Origin of the sequence: Methanobrevibacter sp. (assembly GCF_015062935.1) — an archaeon.
In the GTDB taxonomy this organism is placed as follows: Archaea; Methanobacteriota; Methanobacteria; order Methanobacteriales; family Methanobacteriaceae; genus Methanocatella.
Window position 1 is genome coordinate 56,651 of the sequence record NZ_SUTM01000007.1, and the last position, 23,158, is coordinate 79,808.

Below are 23,158 nucleotides of genomic sequence, written 5' to 3' on the forward strand. Positions count from 1 at the left end.
TTTTTGAATGTAAACTATTTTTTACTAAAACATGACTGACAGTTACATTAACACTGAGATATCTGCTTGACCCATATCTTCAAATCTAATTTGAATCGTTTATGGCCTGGCGGACTTTATCCACTGCAATCTGTTTTTTAGCAGGAAAAGCTGCAATTTTTACTTTAAGATGAACTGAATCGCCTTTATCAAGAATTGTCCATTTTTCATCAAGAGCGTCCTGTTTGTCAAACCTTAAAAACCAGTTACCTTTTTCATCCATCTTGCGCTCTAAATCATCATTTAATTTATCCAAATCTGTCCACTCTAAAAGTGTGTTAAAAAAAGTCTTTGTGTATCTCTTTTTGGATACTACACCTGATAAAATTATAATCTTATCTTCAAGTAATCCCTCAGCCTCTTCAGCTTCGATTTCGGCTTCAGGAAGAATATTTAAAATAGCTTGTGAAATTTCATCAACACTTTCATCTTCATAAACGAAAGCTCTAAATTTAATATTATGAATCATTTTAATCAAAAAAAGGAATGAAGAAAAATTAGATTTTTCTTCTTCTAGCTTGTTCTGAGCCTTTTCCTTTAGATTTGATTCCACGTCCTTTGTTACCAGCACTAGTTAAGCCTCTGAGAGCTCTGTTAGTGTGTTTTTTGGAGCAAATCCAATTGATTTTTTTATCGTTAATGATAGAAGGACTTTGTGGATCTACTAAAATTACTTCGTAATATTTATGTTTTCCTGTAGACCATACCCAGTAAGAGTTTAATACTTCCATGTTAGGGTATTTTTTAGCTACACGTTCTTCAGCAATTCTTTGAATTGATTTAGCTTGGGTAATTTTGTTTACACCCATTCTTTTAGGTTTACGACCATTGAAATGACGGGTTTTCCTTCTTCCACCACGTCTTACTCTGGCTCTTACTACAACGAAACCTTTTTTAGCTCTGTAACCTAAACTTCTAGCTCTGTCGAGTCTGGTAGGTCTGTCAATTCTTTGAACTGCTCCTTGTTTATTCCATTTAGGAGCTCTTTGCCACATGAGTTCACGTACGTAGGACTCATCTGGGTTTTTCCATGCGTCTCTAATATATTTATACATAATAACACCTTTTGTTCAGCCACGAAGGCCACATCCATATGGGAACTTATCCCAAAAAAAGTATTTTTAGACTGTTAAAAAATAACAGTAATCAAATATTTGTTTTATGTATTTATAAAAGTATCGATATTTGAGGCATTATTGAAGGAAATCTGATTTTCAAACTCGAATAAGTTTTCAACAGAAGTTATGGAAATTGTAACTTCACGGACTTTAGAGCATTGCAGCAAATAACAAATCAAATCACTCATCTAATGGTTATCCTGATTTTTTTAATTACTGAATTGTAGTTTGAACTTCCGGAATATTTTACGACAGCTATGTATTTGCCTTTCTTATTTAATTTGGTAATTTTAAAGGTGGCTTTGCCTTTGGAATTGGTTGTTGCCTTATATGTTTTACCTTTAACTTTAATAGAGACTTTTACCTTTTTCATCACTTTATTCTTATTATTTTTCAAAAGAACAGTGTATTTTTTAATTTTGGTTTTGACTTTAAAAGACTTGTTTTTTGCAGTGAATTTTGGTGTTGCCTTTTTAACAATGATTTTAACCGTTTTGAAAGCAGACTGATAATTGGAATCACCTGCAAAGCTGATTTTTGCACTATACTGTTTAGCAGGTAATCCTATGGACAATCTGATTTGGCCTTTTGCATCTGTTGATTTGTTGTAAATTTTATTGTTTAAATTAATAATGACATTACGGGAGGCCAAAATGTTGCCTCCAATATCCTTAAGAGTTGCGACTAAATTGGCGTTATTTCCATAAACAACATTAATATTGCCTGCAGTCAGAAACGGTTCAGCCCTATCCACAATTATATCGGCAACAGCATATGATGATAGATAAGCATTATCTCCCTCAAACATCATTTCCGCAGTGTAATTGCCTACAGGCAAGTCAATTTCTAATGTAGCCTGACCATATTCATCTGTAGTTACAGTATAGTTAAATCCGAATAGATTAATTAAAATATTTTTCCCATTTAAAGGATTGCCGCTGATGTCCTTTAAAGTCATAGTGAGATTTTCACCGGAATTATAAAAAGTGGTTAGATTACTGACGGCAATATCTGTTTTGGCACCTACATTAACTACAAAAGTATTGGAATAAACTTCATCTGTCAATTCTTCATCAGTGTATTTAAGTGAAATACTGTGATAACCTGCAGGTAAATCTGATAATGTCTTTGTAAATTCCCCGTTTTCAACCATATACTGACCATAATCGTTTCCATCAATAGAAATATGCAGGAATCCAGATGAATTTTTAAGACCATTGAATGAAATATTCAAATCTGATCCGGTTTCTGTCTCTTTAGGAATATCAGCAGAGATATTGGGTGAGTTTTCTATAATCCGAATCTCCTGAATCAAATGGTATTCCCCTCCGGTACAGTTAAAATCAAGATAAACTCTGTTCAAACCAACATTGGCAGTTGACATTACAATTGATGAATATCCATTTGTTAACAAACTTGAAGCCAGCAGCTTTCCTTTTATGCCCTCATTAAAATCATAAATATTGAAAACACCATTTACCCATTTGTTTGTATGAATTGTTATTGTGAATTTTTCGCCAACACTTGCAAAAGCCGGAGCAGTGAGTGTTGTTGAAGACAAGTTGCCCAATAGCTCCTGTTCATCATGTCCGAAGATTTTATTATCCCTTCGAACCTGTGAGCCTGCCCAGACAAAGACTTGCCCGAAATTATTTTCAAAAGCATCATCCATTGAATCTTTTATCAATTCCCAGTATTTGTCAGCATCGCCAGGATTCTGGACAAAACCTCCGAAATAATGCAGACTATTTTCATCGAATCCCAAATCCTGACCTATTGAGTATGATTCATTATGGTGAGAATTTTCAAAGATAACCCAGTCATAATCTTCAATCTGAAGAACATCCAGTTTGTCTGGAGAATAAGCGTCTTTAATATAATTGGCATCCCTCATCATTGGTGGAACCCTGTCGGTGTCAACAACACTTGGAGTGAAGAATAATGCCATATACAATCCGTCATCATACTTATCCCCTTTTACAACTTCACGAAGAGCATCGCTATAGCTGACCAGCTGCTGGTTCAGCCAGGAAATTACATCCTCATCGTATTCACTGTTCCATACATTATCATATACTGGCAGGTCACTACCCTGTTCAGACAGATATCTGTCTTTAGTGGAATTGTCATAAAAACAAGGGGATTGATTTGACAAACTGCTTTCAGTCCACCACCACCAGGTTTCGCCCATCTGTAAAATAGGCTTAAGACCATTTTGTGAAACTATATCCAAACAGGATTCACATACATTCTGCATATATAAGACAAATTCTTCATTGCATGGGCTGCAAATAAATGTAGACGGTTCCCAGCCTGTCATTGCAAAATTACCATTGGAATCCATTTGCCTCCAGCTTTGAGGGCATTGGAGATTTTCCATTGAAACGCTGATAATCAGATTGGTTACGCCATTGTTTTTCACCTCACGTGAATAGCAATCCAGCCATGATTTGAATGCAGTATTCAAAGGCACATCTTTATTCAAAATCATTTTTTCAGTTCTGTTATGGGTAAATGCCATATCATCAATTACATCACATGCAACACCGCTTTTCTCATAGAAATATGAAGCTCCGATGTATAGGTCAACCCAATCAGCATATCCCAATTTTCTCATTTCCTTAGATATCCTGAGCGGATTTAAATTACAGATATCATCATACCCCTCACAAAGCCTGTATTGATGAGATTCCAATGGGAACTGTTCATAGCAAATTTCCCCGTTGGCAACAGTGATATTGTAAATTTCGCATTTGAAATCTGAATTTTCAATAATTGTATGTTGGGCGTTGTTTTCAACAAAATTATCAGGCAATATCATGAGCATGACATATTTCAAGTCAGTTACGTTGAGTTTTGTTTTTTGTCCGACTGTTACCGGCTGTCCGTCTTTATCAGAAAAGAAACTGCCAGGAAGTAATGTGATGTTATTGAAATCCAGTGTTAAATGATTGTTCTCGATGAACTGGTTCATTGGAATGTAGTAGGTTTCACCGCTGTTTGCTTGAATAATAATGTTTATAGCATCATTTGAGAAATCCATGCACCCTTCCATTTCATAATCAAATTCCAGTATTACATCTGAATAATCACTTTTAGTTCCGTAGCTAATATATGGATGCTGAATAGGATCCTGTGAATTCCAGTATAATCCCACCATATCATTCTGAGTTCTAAAAGTGCCTGTTACAGTTAAATCAGACAGTGTTTTGCTGGTAACTGCCGCACTTGATTCAAAATTATGATTGACAGACCAGCAATCCCCTCTGAATAAATAATATCTGTTATCATAGGTACAATCTTTATAATTTTCATCGGGTGTGCCGTTTTCAGGTATGGACATATCCTGACTGTCCAAAATTTCAGAGGAATTATCCATATTTATTCCAGAATCATTTTGAGTCATGTTATCCTCCGCATTAACAGCACCAATTGAAAGGAAAGTTATTAAGACAATAACCATTAAAAATTTATTAAATTTCAAATAAACTCAACACCTACAGTATATGTTAATATTATTTATTTCAATATTGAATTAATTAATTTAACTAAATGTTTTTGAATTAAAAATTAACATAAATTTGCCAACATCTTGTTTAATTAATTTTAAAGTTTTATTTTAAATAATTAAATTCAATTAGAAGAATAGAAATTCAATATCTCCAAATTAATTATAATATACAAATTTGAAGTTGGAAAATCTTTGCGATAATCTGACAACAGCAATCTCCAGCAGTTCCAAACTGCAATTATTATGAAAATCTTTTATATTACATCAAATATAATTTTCTTTGAGAGTGTAAAATATGAAAATGCCAGATGAAATTGATTCAAAATTGCTTGCACCATGTGGGATTAACTGCATAAGCTGTGAAAAATATCAAAATCCCTGTGCAGGTTGCTTAATTAGCGATGATGGGAAAAACAAAGCCAGTCTTAAATGTAAAATCAAAACATGCTTTGACAGTAAGAATTTCAGTTATTGCGGACGTTGCAGTGAGTTTCCATGTCCACTTATGAAAAAGCATTCAAAAAAATATGTCAAAAGGCATGATTTGAACACGTTAGACAGTGCCAAAAGAATCAAAACAACAGGAATCGGCCGTATGATGTCTCATGATAAAGAAAGGTGGACATGTCCCGAATGTGGAGGAGTTGTGAAATTCCAGACAAAAGCCTGCAGCGAGTGCGGATTTAAAGTTGATTTAAATAAATAGGTGATTAATAATTTTTACATTCAAGAGAATAATTATCAAATTAATAACAGTTAACTTCAATATATGATATTAAATTAAAAAAAATTAAAAAAAAATAATTGAAGATATATATGCAAATCAAAGAAAATTAAAAAGTTCAATCTTCAATCAATTCATAATATGAACCTTCGGCACAAGACCTGCATATAGGTTTTCCACCGATTAATTTATGTTTACCATCGGATACTTTTTCACCACAAACAGAACAAAATACTTTAGTATATGGTTTGCCTGGCAAATCCCCTTTAGACAATTCAATTTTAACGTTTTGAACATTGAATAAATCTTCAGGAGGAGTGCATCTAAAACGGGCAATCATTTCTTCTTTTGTTTCCTTAAATTTAAACTTATTATTTGCATCGGCATCAGTTATTCTTAAAGCTTCTCCACTTTCCATATTGTAAAATGTTGCTGCGAATTTTCCATAATACATCTGTTTTAAAGTCCTTTTGCCCATTGAACAACCGGTAACTGACTGAACAGCATCAGACATGCATCTATCAATTTCAAGAAAAATGATCAAATTTTTATGCCTTTCATTTAATTGCAGCCCAAGAAGTTCAAGACCATACATTGCAAGTTTTGTCCCAATTGCAATGCCTCCACAAAGATGACCGTGAAAATCCACTGCTTTTGCAAGTTGTTCATCATAATCTTTTTGATTCATATTATCATATTTATTTTTAATGATTATATAAAATTGCTAAATTATTTGCTTAATTCAATTTTTTTATTTAAATCATGCGCCATCAGATAATAGTAAACATAAAAACCGCACCAGAAAACGGCTCCGAATACAAGAGCAATTGCAATCCAGGTTATAATCGGACCGATTCCAAATTCAATCGGCATCCATTTAAGATATATCGCTATCAAAAACAGCACAGTCATTCCGATTCCCATCTGAAAGAGTATCTGGAATGGCAGTGCAATGTCTTCCCTTTCATAAATAAAGCCTGTCAGGGAAAATGCCCATCCCGCAACAATGCATCCCAAAAATAAATTAATAATGTCTACGCCTGAAAAACTGATATTTTGAGGACCTGCCTGAAGTGAAATCAGGACGGCAACCAGCAAACCTATAAAACAACCGACGAAAGCGCCTAATGCCAAACTTTCAATTATATCTGTAACCTTCATTTTAACACCTATAAATCCAGAGCCCTTTTAAAATCAGGCAAATATTTTCTTGAGATATTGTCTTTAAGGCCATTCTTAAGCTCTATGAACATCATGCCCTTTAAAGAAGGAGCCACCCTTTGAATCTTTTTGAGATTGACAATGGTTGTCTTGGATATTCTTACAAAATCTCCGTTTAATGATTCTTCAACCTGATAGAGTGCCTTTTTAACCACATAAGAACTATCCTGAGTGTATACGTTAACCTGCTTATCCTCAACGCGAAACATGTATATGTCACCCAATTCAAGAAGGGCAATGTCTGAACCTTTCTTGACTGCAATCATGCCGCTTGATTCCTCGCTTTCGAGAATAGCTATTGCTTTTGACACATTGCCTGTCAGTTCATTGGTATGAATATCGGCATGCGGCTCTGTAATATCTCTTGAAACAAACAAATTCACTTTCATGATTTAATTCCTTAATTTTTCCATCTCTTCGAGAATTTTACGTTCCCTGTAATCTTCACTGTCAAAATTGTCAATGAATACATAAGCTTTTAAAAAGTCGGAAATGACACCGATTCCCCAAAAGAATATCGGAAACATTACCCACCAGAAACTTGGGGAAAATAATCCGTTTATAATAACAAGTATTGCATTAACAATTATATATGCTTTTAAGTTCCTGTAGAATTTTATTTTCCTGTCAACACGTTCTTCAGCTCTTGACCTTAGACTATCATACATATTATCGTCCTCTTTAATCGATAATATTAGTTGGTTAAATCATATTTAAATGGCTGGTTATCAACTTAACTGAAATGCAAAATACGATAACTGAAATGCTAAAAAAAGATAATGAAAAATAGTAACTATAAGATAGTTACCAGATAATATAAAATTGAAGTTATTGCAGGAACAGTTAAATTGTCTATTCCACCATAACTGAATGCTTCGCATAATGTTGCAACAGCAGAAATAGCTATAATGTTTACAATATTGAATTCAGGCATTACACAACCGATTGAAGAGAAAACCATCCAAACAAATACGCTCATTACAGTAGTAATGACAAACATTGTAAGAGATCCTTCAAGAGATTTTGTGCCTCCAAATACGGTATATTTGACTTTACCGAATTTTTGACCAATTAATGCCGCAAACCCATCCCCATAAACCATAGGAACAATAGCTAATGCAACAATCCAGATATAGAATTTAGGATCGTTTGGCGGAGCAATAATTGAAAATATTGCGATTAAAATTGTCCAGATACCCGCATAGAAGAATAAACCTAATGCATGGCCGGATTCTGTGACGCTGTTTTCGATTTTAATTGGTGAATATTCAGTCAAGAAGAACAGCACTATTGTAATCGGCAGTGTTAAAAACCAAACCATAACCCACGGATCTGAGAAAAATGGCATGGCAAATATCATGTTACCTACCATAATATGTAAAAATTTACGTGAAACTTCCGGCCTTGTCTTTAAAACCATTTCAGCTACAACGAAAATGATAGCTACATAAATATATACTACAATTAATGCAAGGATGTCTGTGAATATCATCAGCAATACTCTCCGTATTCACAGCCTGCATTTTCAAGTTTGACGTGATCAATTAATGTGCCGTCTTTTTTGTATAATTTTAGTTCTCCATAACCGCTTCCACCATTCCAAAGGCGGTTGTGTCTTTTACTTCCGTCTGGAGCCTCATAGTTGAACAGCATCATTTCATCACGTTTGCAGTGAAGCACCAATTCAAATCTGGAATTTTTATTGCTTGCATTTACACGCCAGGTGTGGACTTCATCACCCTCTTCGAAGTCAAAATCTATTTTAACCCTATTCCAGAATCTTGCGAAGTTGTACTCATACATGGTTCCTTCATAGTAAAATCCAATTAATAATTTACGCGGAATTTCAATACCGAATGCTTTTGGTCTTCCACCACCAGCTTCAAATGCGGAATTATTCAGTTTTTTACCTGTTATTAAACTGGTAATGTTACATGAGGAAATCCAGAGCCATGGGGATGTGAAGTCTCCTCCCCAGTTTTTATCAGCATATCCATAGGATTTTTCTGGGATAACTTCATATTCTTCACCATCCAGCCAGATGGTTCCACTGTATTCTGTTTTGATTCCTTCGGCATGCCAGAACATTTCAAATGCATTTAATTTTCTAAAAAAGGAATTTGCCCCATATCCGACATTGAATGTGATTTTTTTATCGATGTCCAAATCCCACATCATATCTCCGGCATCGCTCATATATTCAGGGTGGTTTTTAGCATCCTCTTCAGATACTCTTGAAAATCCGCTCATATGAGTTTCTGTCAGACTGCAGTCACCCACTTGAATGTTTAACTCGTCATCCGGGCAGTTGAAATATTTCATTGAGTAGAAATTGTGAATTTGTTTTGGATTTTTACCCCATGTACCTGCTTTAATCATACAATAAGATGGTCTTTTACCTGCTTTCTGATTTTCAGGAAGTTGACCTAAAGTAGGTTCTTCTTCAGCAAGGTCAGGATTACATACAAAATATTCAATGAAAAATGGTTTTGGCTCACCAGTTTTTTTATTGTATGCTGTTAATGAATGCCACCACCAATCATATCCCTTTTTGGCAAGTGGTCCTTTAAGCATATAATAATCTCTTTTCAAATCACTCTTATTCATAAAAATCCTCCTAAGATAGATAGATATAACTATATTTATTAAAAACCGTTTAAATAATTTAGTGTAAAATTTAATAGATTCCTTTAAAAAACGTGAATTTACACCATACCTGAACCTGAGATTAATCGTTTAGTAAATCTGCATCAAATTTGAAAATAAAATCAAAAATAGAATGTTAAATTAGCAATATCGAAAAAAAAATAAAAAAAATAATGAAATTACATCAGGTCATGAATTTCATCTTTAATATAGATTATTACAATCACCAGTGAAACAACAGCTAAAATTGACATAACCAGAGAGGTCTGGCCGAATGCTGTAACAGAAGCTGCATTACGGGCCACATTTCCACCAGCAAATATTGCCATTAAAACTACCGCAACTGCAGAACCAATTGCACCTATAATCTGTCTGACGGTATTGTTAATTGCTGTTGCATCTTCCACATCACCGGAAACTACCGCAATGGTCCATGTTACAGCAGGCATTAGACCCAAACCTGCACCGATTGCACGCACTATCTGTGTAATGACCATATATTCAATGCTGCTGTCAACTTTATAGGTCATCATCAGCAGGTACCCTACGATAGTAAAAATACAGGATAAAATCAATACTTTTCTTACACCAAATTTGTTGGCCATTACCGGACCTATAAAGTTAAATACAATCATAACCAATGTTGCGGGAAGAAGTACTAATCCAGCCACTGTTGCTGAATGAAATGCTACTCTTTGAACAAACAAAGGCATGATAACATTCAATCCACACATTGTAAAGTACAGCAATGCTGAAAATAATGTGCCGAAGAAGAAATACTTATTTTTCAAAGCATGCAAATCAACCAATGGAGTTTCAATTCCGAATTGTCTTTTAACAAACAGCACTAATGAAATTACACCAATAACAATAGGCAAGATTACCCAAATTAAATCAAAGCCGTTTTCTGCAATGTTTGAAAATCCGAGCATTATTCCCACACATGCAAGCACACATAATATTAATGATGATACATCCAACGGATAATGACCTGTTTCAAATTCCAGTTTAACAACGACTGAAGCTATCAATATTAAAACTGCTATTGCAGCTGCAAATATCAGAAAGATTGACCTCCAACCGACATAATCTATAATCAGACCACCTGCAGTTGGAGCAATAGCCGGCGCTATTCCAATAATAAATCCAAATAAACCCATATAAATTTGCCATTTTTCTTCAGGAATTACTTTAAAAAGTACAATTTGAGTTATAGGAAGTAAAATTCCAGAACCTACAGCCTGAATCACACGGGCCAAAATCAATGTTTCAATATTCGGAGCTATATAAGCTATCAAAGATCCTATTAAAAACAGTGACAGTGACGCCAGTAAAATTGTCTTAACTTTAAATCTGCGTGTGAAAAATGCAGATAATGGAATCATCACACCCAAAACAAGTAAAAATGAAGAATAGATCCATTGTGCAGTTGTTGAAGTGATATTGAAATCAGCCATGATGCCTGAAATTCCAGTTGTAACAACACTTTGAGCAGCACTTAATATTGCTGCGGCAACAATGAACACTATTAATGTTGACATTCCTTTATCAAAATTCTCATTCATAAATATACACTCTAATAATTATTTAAAAATATATTATTCAAAAATAGTATATAAAATTAATTTATATGATTTTTATTTAAATATTTAATTAAAAATTTGTACAAAACTATATAAAAATAATACAATGATAAATAAACATTACACTCTGAAAAATTCATCTAAAAAATATTAGTTAGAAAGAAGGTATCGGACATAAAAAATCATACATAAAAATCAAACATCATCATTTGAATTCATAATATCCAAAAGTCCGAAATCAAAAATTAGCCTTCTCAAATGTCTTTCCGAATAAGTAACCCCAAATTCCCTTTGAATTTCTTCTTTAATTTCAGAAACGCTAGACAAACCTTTTGAAACAATATTCTCTTTTAAAATATCAAATTGATAATCGGACAGTTTGGAAATTCTTCCGGAATTGCCTTTTCTAAATAGACCATCAAAACCTTCCTCATTCCAACTTTTTAACCATTTATAACCTGTTTGAGGAGTTTTTCCATGTTTTTTAATAGAATCTTTTACAGTTTCATCCGAATATAAATCTTCTATAAATGTTATTTTCTCATATAAAAGCACAAATTTCTCCAAATCTCGTTTTACTCTGCGAATTTCTGAAATAGGAATATCTTTATTAACATAGGCCTGCCTACTCATAAAGATATTTTTAAAATAAAATACTATAAAAATTTTTTGTCAAAAAACCAATGCGGTCAACCGTAGTATTTCCCATGTTTTTCCGACTATTTACCTCTGAAAAACATTCAATAATAAAATAGAATAAAAATAAATCAAATAATTAAAAAAATAGATAAAAAAAGAAGATAATTATCTTTTAGAATTCATTTCTTTTATATCATCACGATAATAAAAACCAATTGTCAATATTATCAGCAATACAATAAATGAAATTCCTGTGACTCTATAGATATCATCTTCATCAAGTATAATTTGTTTCATCACAGACTGCTGCTGTGATCCTCCACTGCTTACATCACTAGCACTTCCAGATGCAGAATCTGCTGAAACAGAAGTTTCACTCTCATAATTCTGTGAAACATCGTTTAGAGGATTGTTCGCATTACTTGTTGGAGTAGAACCTTGACTGTGGGTACTGTTTCCGGTATTATCGTGACTTCCCTGATTGGAGTTCCCATTTCCTCCGTTTCCATTTCCGTTTCCGTCACCGCTACCATCGCCGTTACCTCCATCAATTGAATCGTATGGAATTTCCGGGTAAACATAACTAGGTGTTACTCCATTAATAGGCTGAACGGATTTGGAATCGGAGCTGTAGGTGTTGTCTCTTCTGGAATTGTCAACAGTAGCTTTAATCAAATCACCGTCATTAGCATCTACAGTGAATACTCCTGCCCCACCACTAACAGTAATACTTACTTTATTTCCATTATTTGTTGTGTATGTTAATGTCCTATCCGGAAGTAAACTTGCAACATTACCGTTTGAATCTAAAAACAATGCCTGGAATTGATTCTGACCGATTTGAGTAACTGTGAATTTGAGATTATTTGACCTGATTTTTGGACAGATCCCTGCATGATCAGTATACCAGTTGTCACCCAGTTCTAGCCTGGAGCCTGTTTCCTGATAATATGTCTCTTTAGCTTCAACATCCATCCGGATATTATTATAAAGTGCATTATAACTTATATCCTGATGTTCAGGTTTTACATAGCTATCAAAGAATTTTATACCATTAGCCCAGTTATCAGTCACTATATTGGATTGAATTGTATTGCTTCCGACATGTGCCAGGGAGATTCCATTTCCCTTATTTTCAATGATATTATTGGATTTGATGTTGAGATTATCTCCCGCATAATTTATCAATATGCCGTCACCTTCATTTTTAGATAGGGTGTTCTTGTTTATGTGAACATTTTTAGGTTCTTCACCATAATTAATGCCGTTTGCACTTTTTGAAGAAACAATTCCGTTCTTTTTATTGCTTGAAATAGTATTTCCATGGATATATATTTTATCGGACTTTGCCATTTCTATACCGTTGCCGCCATTTTTAGAAATTGTATTATCGAAAATGTATGTGGATACAGCATTTCCCACAGCAATTCCTGATTTGGAATTTTCAGATATCTTGTTTTTAGTAATATTAAGATATGTTGTTCCAGTTGCAACAATCCCATTACCTTTAGTACTGATTTCATTATTGACTATTCTTACATAATCAGAATCAGAAATAACTATCCCGTCACCATTGCCTTGAATTCTAAAACCTTTAATAATGGTTGAAGAGGCATTTTTGCCCTTGATTGTGATTACGGGACTTGATGAACTTGACTTCAATAGAGTGTTTGAATTTGAAATCAGTGTTAATCTCTTATTGATTACAAGATTGATACCTGAATAGCTTGAACCTTCAAACAGTATGATATTTCTGTCCTTCGCATCGTCAATTATCTTTTGAATCTCTGAATTTGAAAGACCTGAACCGACAGTTCGAGTATTATTGACTGTGATTTCTGTTGTTTTTGAAGATGATTTATAAACGGAATCACCTGAAAACTTTGTTGTAACATTGTATACTCCATCATTCAGATTTATTTGAAGAGCTGCAATTCCATCACCATTTGTACTTTTAGTATGGGAAGTTTTACCAATAGTGAATATGACTTTTGCATTGGAAACTGCGTTGCCCTGATCATCTGACAATTTAATTTTAAAATAATCCCCGATTACATCAAATGTAGTGTTACTGACCACATCAATTTGAGTATTAGCTAAAGAATCGGATGCTTCAAGAGGGGAATCGCCATCCTGCACACTTTCAAGAATGTCATGGCTAAATGCGGAACTTACAGTATCATCTGTAACATTGTCCAATTCCTGCGCAGCACTGAAATTAAGCGTTAATAAAATAAATACAGATAGTATCACAATAAATGTTTTTTTATTCATGTTTCACCTCCTTTATGCCAAATATATAAAGAAGTAATTATTGAAAATTATCCTTATATTGTAATGTATAAACTTAATAGTATATATTATTGACCTTTTAAATGAACAACTGAATAAAATTAAAAAAACAAATTTTTAAATAAGTTTTATCAAAAAATATACAATTTTAAAAAAAATAGTCTGATAAGATATTTAAATCAGTTTATATCGATAATGAAAAAAAGTGGAATTTAAAAATAATCAGAAATCATCTTCACCGTCACATAACACTTCATACCCGCATTCCGGACAATAGAGCTCACCATCCTCTATCCATGAACCGCATATTGGACATACCATATCATCACCTCAAACATTAATCAGAATCAAACCTACCATGCATACAAATATTCCTAAAATCTGGTTGAAAGAAACGTTTTCCTTATACAGGAAATAGCCTACAACGAGAAGAACACATGCAAGACCTATATTTGCAACTACGCTTGCTGTACTAACAGTCCATCCTGCACGGTAAACAAACACATATCCTACTTCAAGGCCTACAATGGCCAATGCTAAAATAATGGAGGTCCAATTAATTTTGGAAAGTTCCGCCCCCACATTTGAAGGACCTACTGCAAATACAAAAATGATTCCGGAAATAATAGCTGCAACCAGATATGTAACCATCAATGCACCAAAAGCATTCACATCACTTGGCATTGACTTCATGCAGATATTATAAAATGTATTTGATAGAATTACAATCAGAATAGGCCAAATCAGTTTCCACATTAAAAAATCACCAAAAAAAGAAAAATGAGTGAAGTTAAACTTCACTATTTAGTTCCGTATACCCTGTCACCGGCGTCCCCAAGACCCGGCAGGATATATGCATTTTCATTCAGTTCCCTATCCACTGTTGCACAAAAGATTTGCACATCAGGATGGTCATCTTCAATGGTTTTTATACCCTGAGGAGCTGCTACAATACAAAGCAGCTTAATTTTGGATACACCATCCTGTTTAAGTCTGGATATTGTTGCGGATGCGCTTCCACCTGTTGCAAGCATAGGATCAATAACGATAGCTTCTCTTTTGTCGATTCCTTCAGGCATTTTATAGTAATATTCAACTGGTTCAAATGTTTCTTCATCTCTGTAAAGCCCGATATGTCCTATTTTTGCATTTGGAATAACATTTAAAATTCCATCAACCATACCCATTCCAGCCCTTAGAATTGGAACAATGGCATACTTGTCTTCATTAAGCATTCCAGTTTCCATTTCTTCAAGAGGAGTTTGGATAGTTACTTTTTCAAGTTTTGCATCCCTCATAGCTTCATACAATAAGATAGTTGCTATTTCAGTTACCAATTCTCTGAATTCCTTGGTTCCAGTATTAACATCTCTTAGAATTGCAAGCTTATGAGTTATTAACGGATGACACAATACAATCTCATTCATGATTTTCCTCCGGTATGCATAAGTTAAGAATTACACCAATTATAGCTGCAAGAGACATTCCGGAAATAGAAATGGATAAATCAGCATAAACGATGGATAATGCTGCTCCACCTAATCCTAAAACAAGCATTGTTGCAGCTACAACAACATTTTTGGTATTGTTAAAGTCAACTTGGTTGTTGATTAATATTTTTAAACCGTTGACACAGATAAATCCGTATAACAATACTGAAATACCGCCCAGTACAGGTTGTGGAATAGCGGTTAAAAGTGCAGTCAAGTGTCCTGAAAATGCAAATACGATTGCAATAACTGCTGCTAAACCGATAACATAAGTTGATGCAACACGGGTCATTCCCACAACAGAAGTGTTTTCACCGTATGTTGTGTTTGCAGGACCACCCAGAACAGCAGCTAAAAATGTTGCAAGACCGTCACCGAGAAGTGTTCTTTGAAGACCAGGATCCTCAATCAAGTCACGTCCGATGATTTCACTCAGTACCTTGTGGTCCCCGACATGCTCCACCATTGTTACAAGTGCAATCGGAACTATTGTCAGGATAGCTGCGAAGTTTAAGTTATAGTTCATGAACGGCATGTAGAATTTAGGGATTTCAATGACGTTAGCGGCCATTACTCCTGAAAAGTCAACCATACCAAGAGCGGCTGCTACAATATAACCTACAATAATACCTACTAAAAATGGAATTACCTGCAGGATTCCCTTTCCACGAACTGCAACCAATGCAGTAACTAAAAATGAAATAAACGCAACAAATAAAAAAGTCCATGGAACTGCTGGCAGATCCAGACCAATTTCCTGAATAGCAGTTGGAGCAAGAGACAGACCAATTACCATAATCATTGGTCCGACAACTACTGGAGGCAGCAACTTATTAATCCATCCAGGGCCAGTCATACGAATAATCAGTGAAATAATTACATATACAATACCTACAACCATTAAAGCTGTAAATACGCTTCCAGTACCACCTATTGCATAACCGGCAACCATAGGAGCAATGAAAGCAAACGAGCTTCCCAGATATACTGGGCTTCTATTACGGGTACAAATCAGATAAATTAATGTACCTAAACCAGATGAAACTAATGCTACAGGGATTGACAGGATATCTGCACCCGCAGTAGTGTTTACAACAATAGGAACCAATATAGTGGCCCCAAACATTGCACACACATGCTGGATAGCAAGTAAAATCCATCTGAGAGTATCCGGCTTATCACCGGTACCCAGCAGCATATTACTATTTTCTTCTACCATGATATCACAAAATTTTCCTATATTTTCCATATATTGATTAATATTTTTAAAAAATTTTATTGAATATTTTAAAATATTTCACAAAAAATCTAAAATTTGTAAATATAATTCTAAAAAATGTTATTTACAAACTCCGATTAATATTATATATCTGAATAAAATTATAAATACTTTTTATTTTTAAAAAAAGTTATAAGAAATTAATGCTTTGTGCATAATTTCTGGAAAAATTCATTTTCATGCCCAGTAGTAGTCTGGATTATTAATTTGCGGAATTCTTTCTGAGGTGTTTTTTGCCACCCATCCCGCACCCATGGAGACATAAGTGTTTTTAAGTTGAGTTTTTGTCTTGGAAGACAATGAATATTTGAGTTTAACAATCAGACTTGAAGTATCATAATTGTTGAACATCTTCTTCATATAGCTTACAGTCAGCCATTTGGTCGGAATGCTGTGACTTCCTGTATCATAGCTTCCTGAAGGATTACCTACAAGAACTTTCTTACCGTCGGCACTGACATCCAAAATTGCAACATAATGACTCCATGTATGAAATACTAAAGCACATCCTCCTTTTTTAAGCTGATTGATTGCTTTATCGAATGTGGATTTATAAAAGTAACTGCATTTGAAACCACACTTTTCCAGTCCCTTTTTCAGCTGTTTGCACAATGTTCCATAAATATATGATGATCCTGAAAGTTTTGCAACCTGTTTTTCACAGACATAACTTTTTAACACCTGAGAGCACATACTTCCGGAGGTCGGTCCACAGGTATAATCGGTATCCTGGATATCACGAACATAAGGGTAAGAATATGATTTTCCTTTAAGGGAAACCGTAATGGAACTCGGCCAATAGCCATTCTTATTTTTTAAAACGATTTTAGTATTGATTGCCCTTTCAATGACATTCCATTTTTCACGTACCAAAATATGCTGCTTGCCTGATCCGTATTTAGTTTTGAAATAAACATATTTCGGCAATTTCTTATATAGATACAAGTAATAACTGTCTCTTTTAATGGTTTCCTTATATTGGGATTTTAAAAGAGTGTATTTCATATCTCCATCACCCATTACATAATTGGACGGCATTACGTCAATGTCAGGAGTGCCGTTTACAGTAGGAATTTTCTGATTTAATGGATTTTTTACATTTCCAACAATACCTCTCACATTTTTTTCATCGCTGCATGAAAAGATTGTGGAACTTCCATCGAAGCTGGCGACAACGGTGTAATTATCTGCACCCATTTTAGGCTTGAAAATTACAATACCTTCAGCATTAGTTGTTTTAGTGAAAGTTTTGCTGCCTATTTTTATTTTAATAGATTTATTGGAAATTGCTGAGAGGGTTGAACTTTTTAAATAAACTCTCAAATACCCGTTTGTGAGCAATTTACTATTGCCTATGACAATTGAGGTTGTGGCCGGAACTATCAGAGAAATAGTTCTGGAAACGGAATTATAATAATTATTTCCGGCAAATGAAACTTTTATGGAATATTTTGCATTGGGATTTAAAGTTATTTTAACTCCTGCACGACCATTGGCGTTTGTAGTTACCTTGTATGTTTTTCCATCAATCTTAAATGACACTGTTTTACCATTTAAAGCATTCCCCAAATTATCCTTTAAATAAACATAGAAATATTTGTTCTTTAAAACCGTAGTATTCACAGGATCAATGGATGATGATAATTTTAAGACATTAACATTGAAAGTTTTATTTACATGACTGTAAACATCATTGCCCTCAAACAAAACGCTCAAAACATACTTGCCAGGTTTCAAGTTCAAAACCAAACTGGCAACACCCTTATTATTGGTATTGACCACTTTATCAACGTTATTTATTCTAGTAGACAGATTTTGATTTGAGATGGATGCACCATTAGAGTCTTTCAGTGAGATTCCAACAGATTTACCCGTATAAACGCTTGATGAGTTTATAGAAATCGTTGGAGTCTGTTTTGTTAATGTATTATTAGCATCATCTGAAGTGACATTATCACTTGCACTAACATTTGTAATTAAAAATAGTGAAATAATCATGCAAATAATTAAAAATTTAATTCTTTTGTTCATATATTCACCTGATATATGTATTTATTTAGTTTACCCTATAAAAAAGATACCCTTATTTAAAATACATTAAAAAAAAAGAAATAAAATAAGACATGAAGTCTTATTTTCTATTGCAGTTAGTGTGGAAATAACAAAGGTTTGTTTTGAAATAGAAGTTAGTTAGTGTTATTTTCTTGCTTTTCCTACACGGCGAGCGATAACCATTTCACCCACTGATATTAAACCTGCAAAGAATTTTTCTAAACCGCCAGTAGCCCAGATAGCTTCACCGAATGTAGCATCCATGATGTTGGCTTCATACTCTTCAGGAGTTATTTTCTTACCGGTGGTCTTTTTAGACACCAAAGCTGATGCGGACATTAGCTCTTCCCAAGTTACGCCCTTAAGCTGGTTTTGCATTGCCTTATATAACTTTTCAACTTTAATATCATAAAGTTCAGATAACAATTCCACAATGTCACATGCACGAACCATACCGACAACCTGATTGTCATCATTTAAAACAGGCACGGTCACGAATTTATTGTTTGCTGTTAAAATTACAGCTGTTCTTGCAGGATCATCTTCATGAACCGTTGAAATATCTTCATATCCGCTCATAATTTCTGAAATCTTTTCGTTTCCTTCCCTTAAACCCCTTGTAATGTCAAAGGAGGTAATCCATCCAACCAACTGCTTATCATCATTGACAACTGGACAGGTAAAACGTCTGATTTCTTCCATTACTTTTGAAACTTCAACAACACTGTCATCGCAGTTTAAGTATACAAAATTCTTATCCATTAATTCTTTTGCTCTCATAAACAAACCCCATTTTTATTCAATTTCTATTCTTTTAAGTGCTCCTACAGGACAATGACGTGTGCATTCAATACATCTTATACATTTATCACTGTCAAGAACCACTTCACCATCCACTAACTCAATTGCGCCAGTAGGACAATTCTCTTCACACAAGTAACAATTAACGCATAGCTCATGACTAATATCAATGTTTCTGCTGTGAATGATAGGGCCAATATACCTATCAAGTTCAATTGCATCCTTGTTTTGAGATATTTCAACACATGCACTGCATCCGATACACATTTTCTCATTGATATAAGGATATAATTTATCTTCCTCCAAATCAATGCCTGCATCAATTTTTGAATCTTCAAAAAATTCCTTAAATTCCAATGAAAAGGCATTGGTTGGGCATAAATTTGCACAATCCTCCCAGTTGTTATCCTGAGAATAATCAATTGAGACATCATTCATCCTAACTACTCTATGAGAAGAACTAACATTAGACAAATTATATTCAATGAAATCGTGTTCCTCATCATTATCATAAATAACTGAATTATCAATTAATTTAATAGCTGAAACAGGACAAGTCTGAACACAGATTTCACATTTAACACATTTATCTGATATTTTAGCTATTCTAAAAATATTAGCTGGTTCGATTGCATTGACAGGACATTCTCCGACGCAAGTGTTACACCTTACACATCTTGGTGCAATAGCTATGATTTCCTCATTTGCCTTGAAATCATCAAGTTCAAACTGAAAATCATCACTATCATCATCTAAATCAACAGATTTAAGTAAAACTTCACGTTCCAACATTTTCATCTGTTTTTTAAAAGATACATTCATAGTATTACCAACTAACTGTTTATTTTATAAATCTAATTTTTTAAAAGAAATCCTCCAATTCTTTTAAAGAAGGAAATTTCTCCATTCCAAATCCTTGAATAGCCCTGCTGGCCACCCAATTTGCGATTTTGCATGATTTTTCCAAATCATATCCTTTCAGATATGAATATAAAAATCCGCTATTAAAGCTATCTCCTGCACCAGTTGTATCGACGGCATCACATTCATATGCTGCAACTTCACATTCCTCAGATCCGTTAGTGGCAAAAACGCCTTTGGAACCTTGCTTTACAACAACTGTTTCGATGCCTAAATCAAGAAATCCTATTACCAGTTCTTTAATTGGTGCATCATTATTATTACATAATAATCTTAATTCTGATTCATTGACAAGCAATATATCTGTTCTATCCAAAATTGGTTTTAATGCATCAAATCCTTTTTGAACATATAGCATTCCAGGGTCAAAGCTCAATAAAGTTTCATCACTGAGTTTAGGCAATAACTCTATTTGGGCGTTAAAGGAATCTCCCACAAATGATGTGTAATGCATTATTTTACATCTCATAATGTTTAAAAGATTGATTTCACCTATCTTGATTTCATCATTAACGCCAGGGTCAATGTAAAGGCATCTCTCACCTTCACTATCAACAAAGCCCAAACATTTTCCGGTAGATCCTGTTTCTGAATAAATCAGATTGTTTGTATATACTCCATTGACCGCCAAATTATATTCTATTAAGTCACCGTCTTCATCTTCGGCGATTTTTCCTATGATTGAAGTATCGCAGCCCAATCTTGCCAGACCGACAACAGTATTGGCTGCAGAACCGCCGGGAGTATCTGTTGAACTTTTTATAAAGCTTTCTCCATCTGCTCCAACAATATTTTCTACAGAGTAAAGTTTATCAACATTCAATGCTCCAAACCCTATCACTTCTGCATTTAAATCATTGTCAAATATTTCCATATTAAAACCCTACTTTAAGATATCTAATAAATTTATATTTTTGTCTCCGAGCTTTCCGTCAAAGTTACCTGCAGAGATTTTTATAACTCCTTCAAATTCTAAAGCAGCGTCAATTCCTGCCTTGATTGCTTTGTTCATTGATTCTTCATTGATTGCATTGACTACAATTTCAGGAATATAATTGACGCCTTCAGGAACCTTGGATTCGTCTCCCAAAGACTCTTTTAATGAAGGACAGTAAACATGATTTGTAGTAGGACCAATTTCAGGGAAATTAGTTTCAGGTTTTGAAGCTGCAGAACATACATCAAACGGAGCTGTTGCACCTTCAACACCCATAATGGCATCGATTATTGCATCACCCGCATCGATAACTGCTTCAGGGGTTTGGCATAAATACCAAAAGTTTCCGCCCATTATTCCGTCATTTATTTTGAATTTTTCTTCAATCTGGAAATCCGGAACTGCAATTGGAACATTGATCATTTTTCTTCCGTATTCTTCGACTATCCATTCGTAGCCGTCCCCACAATGACCCACAATATCCATCATTTCAATGTATTCATCACTGTCACTGTCGGAATAATCGAATATGCGAGTGAACGGTTTAACCAATACATCCTGACGAAGCCTGTAAGACAATTCAAATGCAAATTTGTCCACATCATCTCCACCTAACCAGTATTGTACGACAGCACCGAATCTACCATCAGGAGTTTGGGATTCATCTAAAAATCCTTCTACACCTCCTTCAACTCTTCCGATTACGGCACTTGGAGTTGAAGTTGAATCATATGCCGCTCTTTTTACAATTTTTTCTGTAGGTCCTGTGATTAAAGCTCTTACATATTTCCCTTCAAAAGCTTCAAAGAATGTATCGTCTACTTTATCATAACTCATTTTATTACCTTCTATAATTTTAACCTAAACCACCAATATCCTGACCTCTGATATTATTTCTCATGTATTTGCTGGATTTCAGGATATCGTCGAAATTATTTTCATTAATCAATTTTATAATTGGATAATCTTCACTGTCAAATACTTCAAAGAACTTTTCTTTGACCTTTAAGTCGATTTCATACTGATTGAATAACTCTGCATAATCATCTGATGCATTATAATCTTCAATGAAATTCAAAACTTTATTTTTGTCATTGTTTGCATAGATATCTGCAATTACTGCTGTTGTTACTGCACTTGGAGAAACGATAGCTATTTCAGCTACTTTAAGAGGATATTCATTACCATTGAAAGAAATGCTTATTCCATTATTTTTTCGAGCAAATTCCAACGGTTCAACATCTGTTATGCTGTCTCCTATGTAAAGCATGTTGTTAATGTCGATTTCATCCCTCTCAATAATCTTGTCAATAGCTAATTTTTTACCTAGACCTCCGACAACTTCAATATCTTTGATTTTTTCATAAATTCCCATTTTGGTAATTTGAGAAAAGAAAATATCATCAAATAGTTCATAGTCTGTTGGATTTTCCAGGATCATTTCCTTGAATTCAGTGACTTTTTTAATTTCATCATCATTTAAAGCTAAGCCATCTACATCAACATTTGTGTAAAATGTATTTTCAAATGGAACTCCCATATAATTAGAAACTGCTTCGATATATTGACCATAACTAGTACTAACTATATAAGTATTCATAGCTTCCTTCAAGTAAGTTAAAAGGAATTTTGAATCCGCAACAGAGTAAATATTATTTTGTGAAAAATCAATCATATCCCTATTCTTAATATTTTCTACAACAAAGAAAGGTAAAATTAATTTCAATGTATTTCCCGCTTTATAGTTTTCCTTTTTAACAACATCAACCAGATAATCATCGTACAAGCTAAGAATCTTGAATAATTCATCACCGTTTTCAATGAATTTGGCTGACAATTCAAAAGCGTTGTCATTTAAAGTTAATGGACCTTCGCAGTCAGTAATGAATGATTTTTCAAACATAT

At 34.1% G+C, this 23,158-nt stretch carries 24 protein-coding genes; 1 reads left to right on the forward strand and 23 read right to left on the reverse strand.

Annotation, left to right across the window (positions count from 1 at the left end; all coding sequences use genetic code 11):
* Nucleotides 1-85: 85 nt before the first annotated feature.
* The 4 genes from E7Z81_RS04520 to E7Z81_RS04535 all read right to left on the reverse strand — a co-directional run bounded on the left by E7Z81_RS04520 (nt 86) and on the right by E7Z81_RS04535 (nt 4,641).
* Nucleotides 86-508, reverse strand: coding sequence for an RNA-binding protein (locus E7Z81_RS04520; protein ID WP_292744769.1), 423 nt, complete (start codon nt 506-508; stop codon nt 86-88).
* A gap of 28 nt (nt 509-536) precedes the next feature.
* The gene (locus E7Z81_RS04525) at nt 537-1,094 is read right to left on the reverse strand and encodes a 50S ribosomal protein L15e (RefSeq protein WP_292744771.1); all 558 of its coding nucleotides are present in this window, start codon (nt 1,092-1,094) and stop codon (nt 537-539) included.
* A gap of 104 nt (nt 1,095-1,198) precedes the next feature.
* On the reverse strand, nt 1,199-1,345 hold the full coding sequence (locus tag E7Z81_RS04530; RefSeq protein WP_292744773.1) for a hypothetical protein: 147 nt from the start codon (nt 1,343-1,345) through the stop codon (nt 1,199-1,201).
* The gene (locus tag E7Z81_RS04535) at nt 1,342-4,641 is read right to left on the reverse strand and encodes an Ig-like domain-containing protein (protein WP_292744775.1); all 3,300 of its coding nucleotides are present in this window, start codon (nt 4,639-4,641) and stop codon (nt 1,342-1,344) included. Before E7Z81_RS04535 ends, E7Z81_RS04530 begins: the two co-directional genes overlap by 4 nt.
* A gap of 322 nt (nt 4,642-4,963) precedes the next feature.
* On the opposite strand from E7Z81_RS04535, the gene E7Z81_RS04540 reads away from it, so the two are divergent.
* Nucleotides 4,964-5,374 (forward strand): DUF3795 domain-containing protein, encoded by a 411-nt coding sequence (locus tag E7Z81_RS04540; protein WP_292744777.1) that lies wholly within the window; start codon nt 4,964-4,966, stop codon nt 5,372-5,374.
* 136 nt (nt 5,375-5,510) lie between these two features.
* Here E7Z81_RS04540 and E7Z81_RS04545 read toward each other — a convergent pair whose 3' ends face one another.
* From E7Z81_RS04545 to E7Z81_RS04635, 19 genes are all read right to left on the reverse strand, one after another.
* Nucleotides 5,511-6,080: an FmdE family protein gene (locus tag E7Z81_RS04545; protein WP_292744779.1), complete on the reverse strand. Its 570-nt coding sequence runs from the start codon at nt 6,078-6,080 to the stop codon at nt 5,511-5,513.
* Nucleotides 6,081-6,121: 41 nt separating this feature from the next.
* The gene (locus E7Z81_RS04550; protein ID WP_292744781.1) at nt 6,122-6,553 is read right to left on the reverse strand and encodes a DUF3021 domain-containing protein; all 432 of its coding nucleotides are present in this window, start codon (nt 6,551-6,553) and stop codon (nt 6,122-6,124) included.
* Between the two features lie 8 nt (nt 6,554-6,561).
* Nucleotides 6,562-7,002: a LytTR family DNA-binding domain-containing protein gene (locus E7Z81_RS04555; protein WP_292744783.1), complete on the reverse strand. Its 441-nt coding sequence runs from the start codon at nt 7,000-7,002 to the stop codon at nt 6,562-6,564.
* A 3-nt stretch (nt 7,003-7,005) separates the two neighbouring features.
* Nucleotides 7,006-7,281 (reverse strand): 2TM domain-containing protein, encoded by a 276-nt coding sequence (locus E7Z81_RS04560; protein ID WP_292744785.1) that lies wholly within the window; start codon nt 7,279-7,281, stop codon nt 7,006-7,008.
* A gap of 125 nt (nt 7,282-7,406) precedes the next feature.
* Nucleotides 7,407-8,105: a diacylglycerol/polyprenol kinase family protein gene (locus tag E7Z81_RS04565; protein ID WP_292744787.1), complete on the reverse strand. Its 699-nt coding sequence runs from the start codon at nt 8,103-8,105 to the stop codon at nt 7,407-7,409.
* A complete protein-coding gene (locus tag E7Z81_RS04570; RefSeq protein ID WP_292744789.1) occupies nt 8,105-9,220 on the reverse strand; it encodes a tocopherol cyclase family protein in 1,116 nt (371 codons plus the stop codon). The genes E7Z81_RS04565 and E7Z81_RS04570 overlap by 1 nt, the downstream gene beginning before the upstream one ends.
* Nucleotides 9,221-9,438: 218 nt before the next feature.
* Nucleotides 9,439-10,824 carry an MFS transporter gene (locus E7Z81_RS04575; protein ID WP_292744791.1) on the reverse strand — a complete coding sequence of 462 codons (1,386 nt, stop codon included), beginning with the start codon at nt 10,822-10,824 and terminating at the stop codon, nt 9,439-9,441.
* A 213-nt stretch (nt 10,825-11,037) separates the two neighbouring features.
* On the reverse strand, nt 11,038-11,475 hold the full coding sequence (locus E7Z81_RS04580; RefSeq protein ID WP_292744793.1) for a helix-turn-helix domain-containing protein: 438 nt from the start codon (nt 11,473-11,475) through the stop codon (nt 11,038-11,040).
* 171 nt (nt 11,476-11,646) lie between these two features.
* Nucleotides 11,647-13,755 carry a nitrous oxide reductase family maturation protein NosD gene (locus tag E7Z81_RS04585; protein ID WP_292744795.1) on the reverse strand — a complete coding sequence of 703 codons (2,109 nt, stop codon included), beginning with the start codon at nt 13,753-13,755 and terminating at the stop codon, nt 11,647-11,649.
* 240 nt (nt 13,756-13,995) lie between these two features.
* Nucleotides 13,996-14,094 carry a zinc-ribbon domain-containing protein gene (locus tag E7Z81_RS04590; RefSeq protein ID WP_292744797.1) on the reverse strand — a complete coding sequence of 33 codons (99 nt, stop codon included), beginning with the start codon at nt 14,092-14,094 and terminating at the stop codon, nt 13,996-13,998.
* A gap of 9 nt (nt 14,095-14,103) precedes the next feature.
* Nucleotides 14,104-14,529, reverse strand: a complete 426-nt coding sequence (locus tag E7Z81_RS04595) for an EamA family transporter (RefSeq protein ID WP_292744799.1) — start codon at nt 14,527-14,529, stop codon at nt 14,104-14,106.
* Between the two features lie 44 nt (nt 14,530-14,573).
* Nucleotides 14,574-15,200 (reverse strand): uracil phosphoribosyltransferase, encoded by a 627-nt coding sequence (gene upp, locus E7Z81_RS04600; RefSeq protein ID WP_292744801.1) that lies wholly within the window; start codon nt 15,198-15,200, stop codon nt 14,574-14,576.
* On the reverse strand, nt 15,193-16,482 hold the full coding sequence (locus E7Z81_RS04605; protein WP_292744803.1) for a uracil-xanthine permease family protein: 1,290 nt from the start codon (nt 16,480-16,482) through the stop codon (nt 15,193-15,195). The genes upp and E7Z81_RS04605 overlap by 8 nt, the downstream gene beginning before the upstream one ends.
* 237 nt (nt 16,483-16,719) lie before the next feature.
* Complete coding sequence (locus E7Z81_RS04610) at nt 16,720-18,573, reverse strand: hypothetical protein (protein WP_292744805.1); 1,854 nt, start codon at nt 18,571-18,573, stop codon at nt 16,720-16,722.
* A 165-nt stretch (nt 18,574-18,738) separates the two neighbouring features.
* Nucleotides 18,739-19,374 carry a CBS domain-containing protein gene (locus E7Z81_RS04615; RefSeq protein WP_292744806.1) on the reverse strand — a complete coding sequence of 212 codons (636 nt, stop codon included), beginning with the start codon at nt 19,372-19,374 and terminating at the stop codon, nt 18,739-18,741.
* Nucleotides 19,375-19,389: 15 nt separating this feature from the next.
* The gene (locus tag E7Z81_RS04620) at nt 19,390-20,217 is read right to left on the reverse strand and encodes a 4Fe-4S binding protein (RefSeq protein WP_292744808.1); all 828 of its coding nucleotides are present in this window, start codon (nt 20,215-20,217) and stop codon (nt 19,390-19,392) included.
* A gap of 40 nt (nt 20,218-20,257) precedes the next feature.
* Complete coding sequence (locus E7Z81_RS04625) at nt 20,258-21,190, reverse strand: carbohydrate kinase family protein (RefSeq protein ID WP_292744810.1); 933 nt, start codon at nt 21,188-21,190, stop codon at nt 20,258-20,260.
* A 9-nt stretch (nt 21,191-21,199) separates the two neighbouring features.
* On the reverse strand, nt 21,200-22,090 hold the full coding sequence (locus E7Z81_RS04630) for a formylmethanofuran--tetrahydromethanopterin N-formyltransferase (RefSeq protein ID WP_292744812.1): 891 nt from the start codon (nt 22,088-22,090) through the stop codon (nt 21,200-21,202).
* Between the two features lie 19 nt (nt 22,091-22,109).
* The gene (locus E7Z81_RS04635) at nt 22,110-23,156 is read right to left on the reverse strand and encodes a hypothetical protein (RefSeq protein ID WP_292744814.1); all 1,047 of its coding nucleotides are present in this window, start codon (nt 23,154-23,156) and stop codon (nt 22,110-22,112) included.
* Nucleotides 23,157-23,158: the final 2 nt, after the last annotated feature.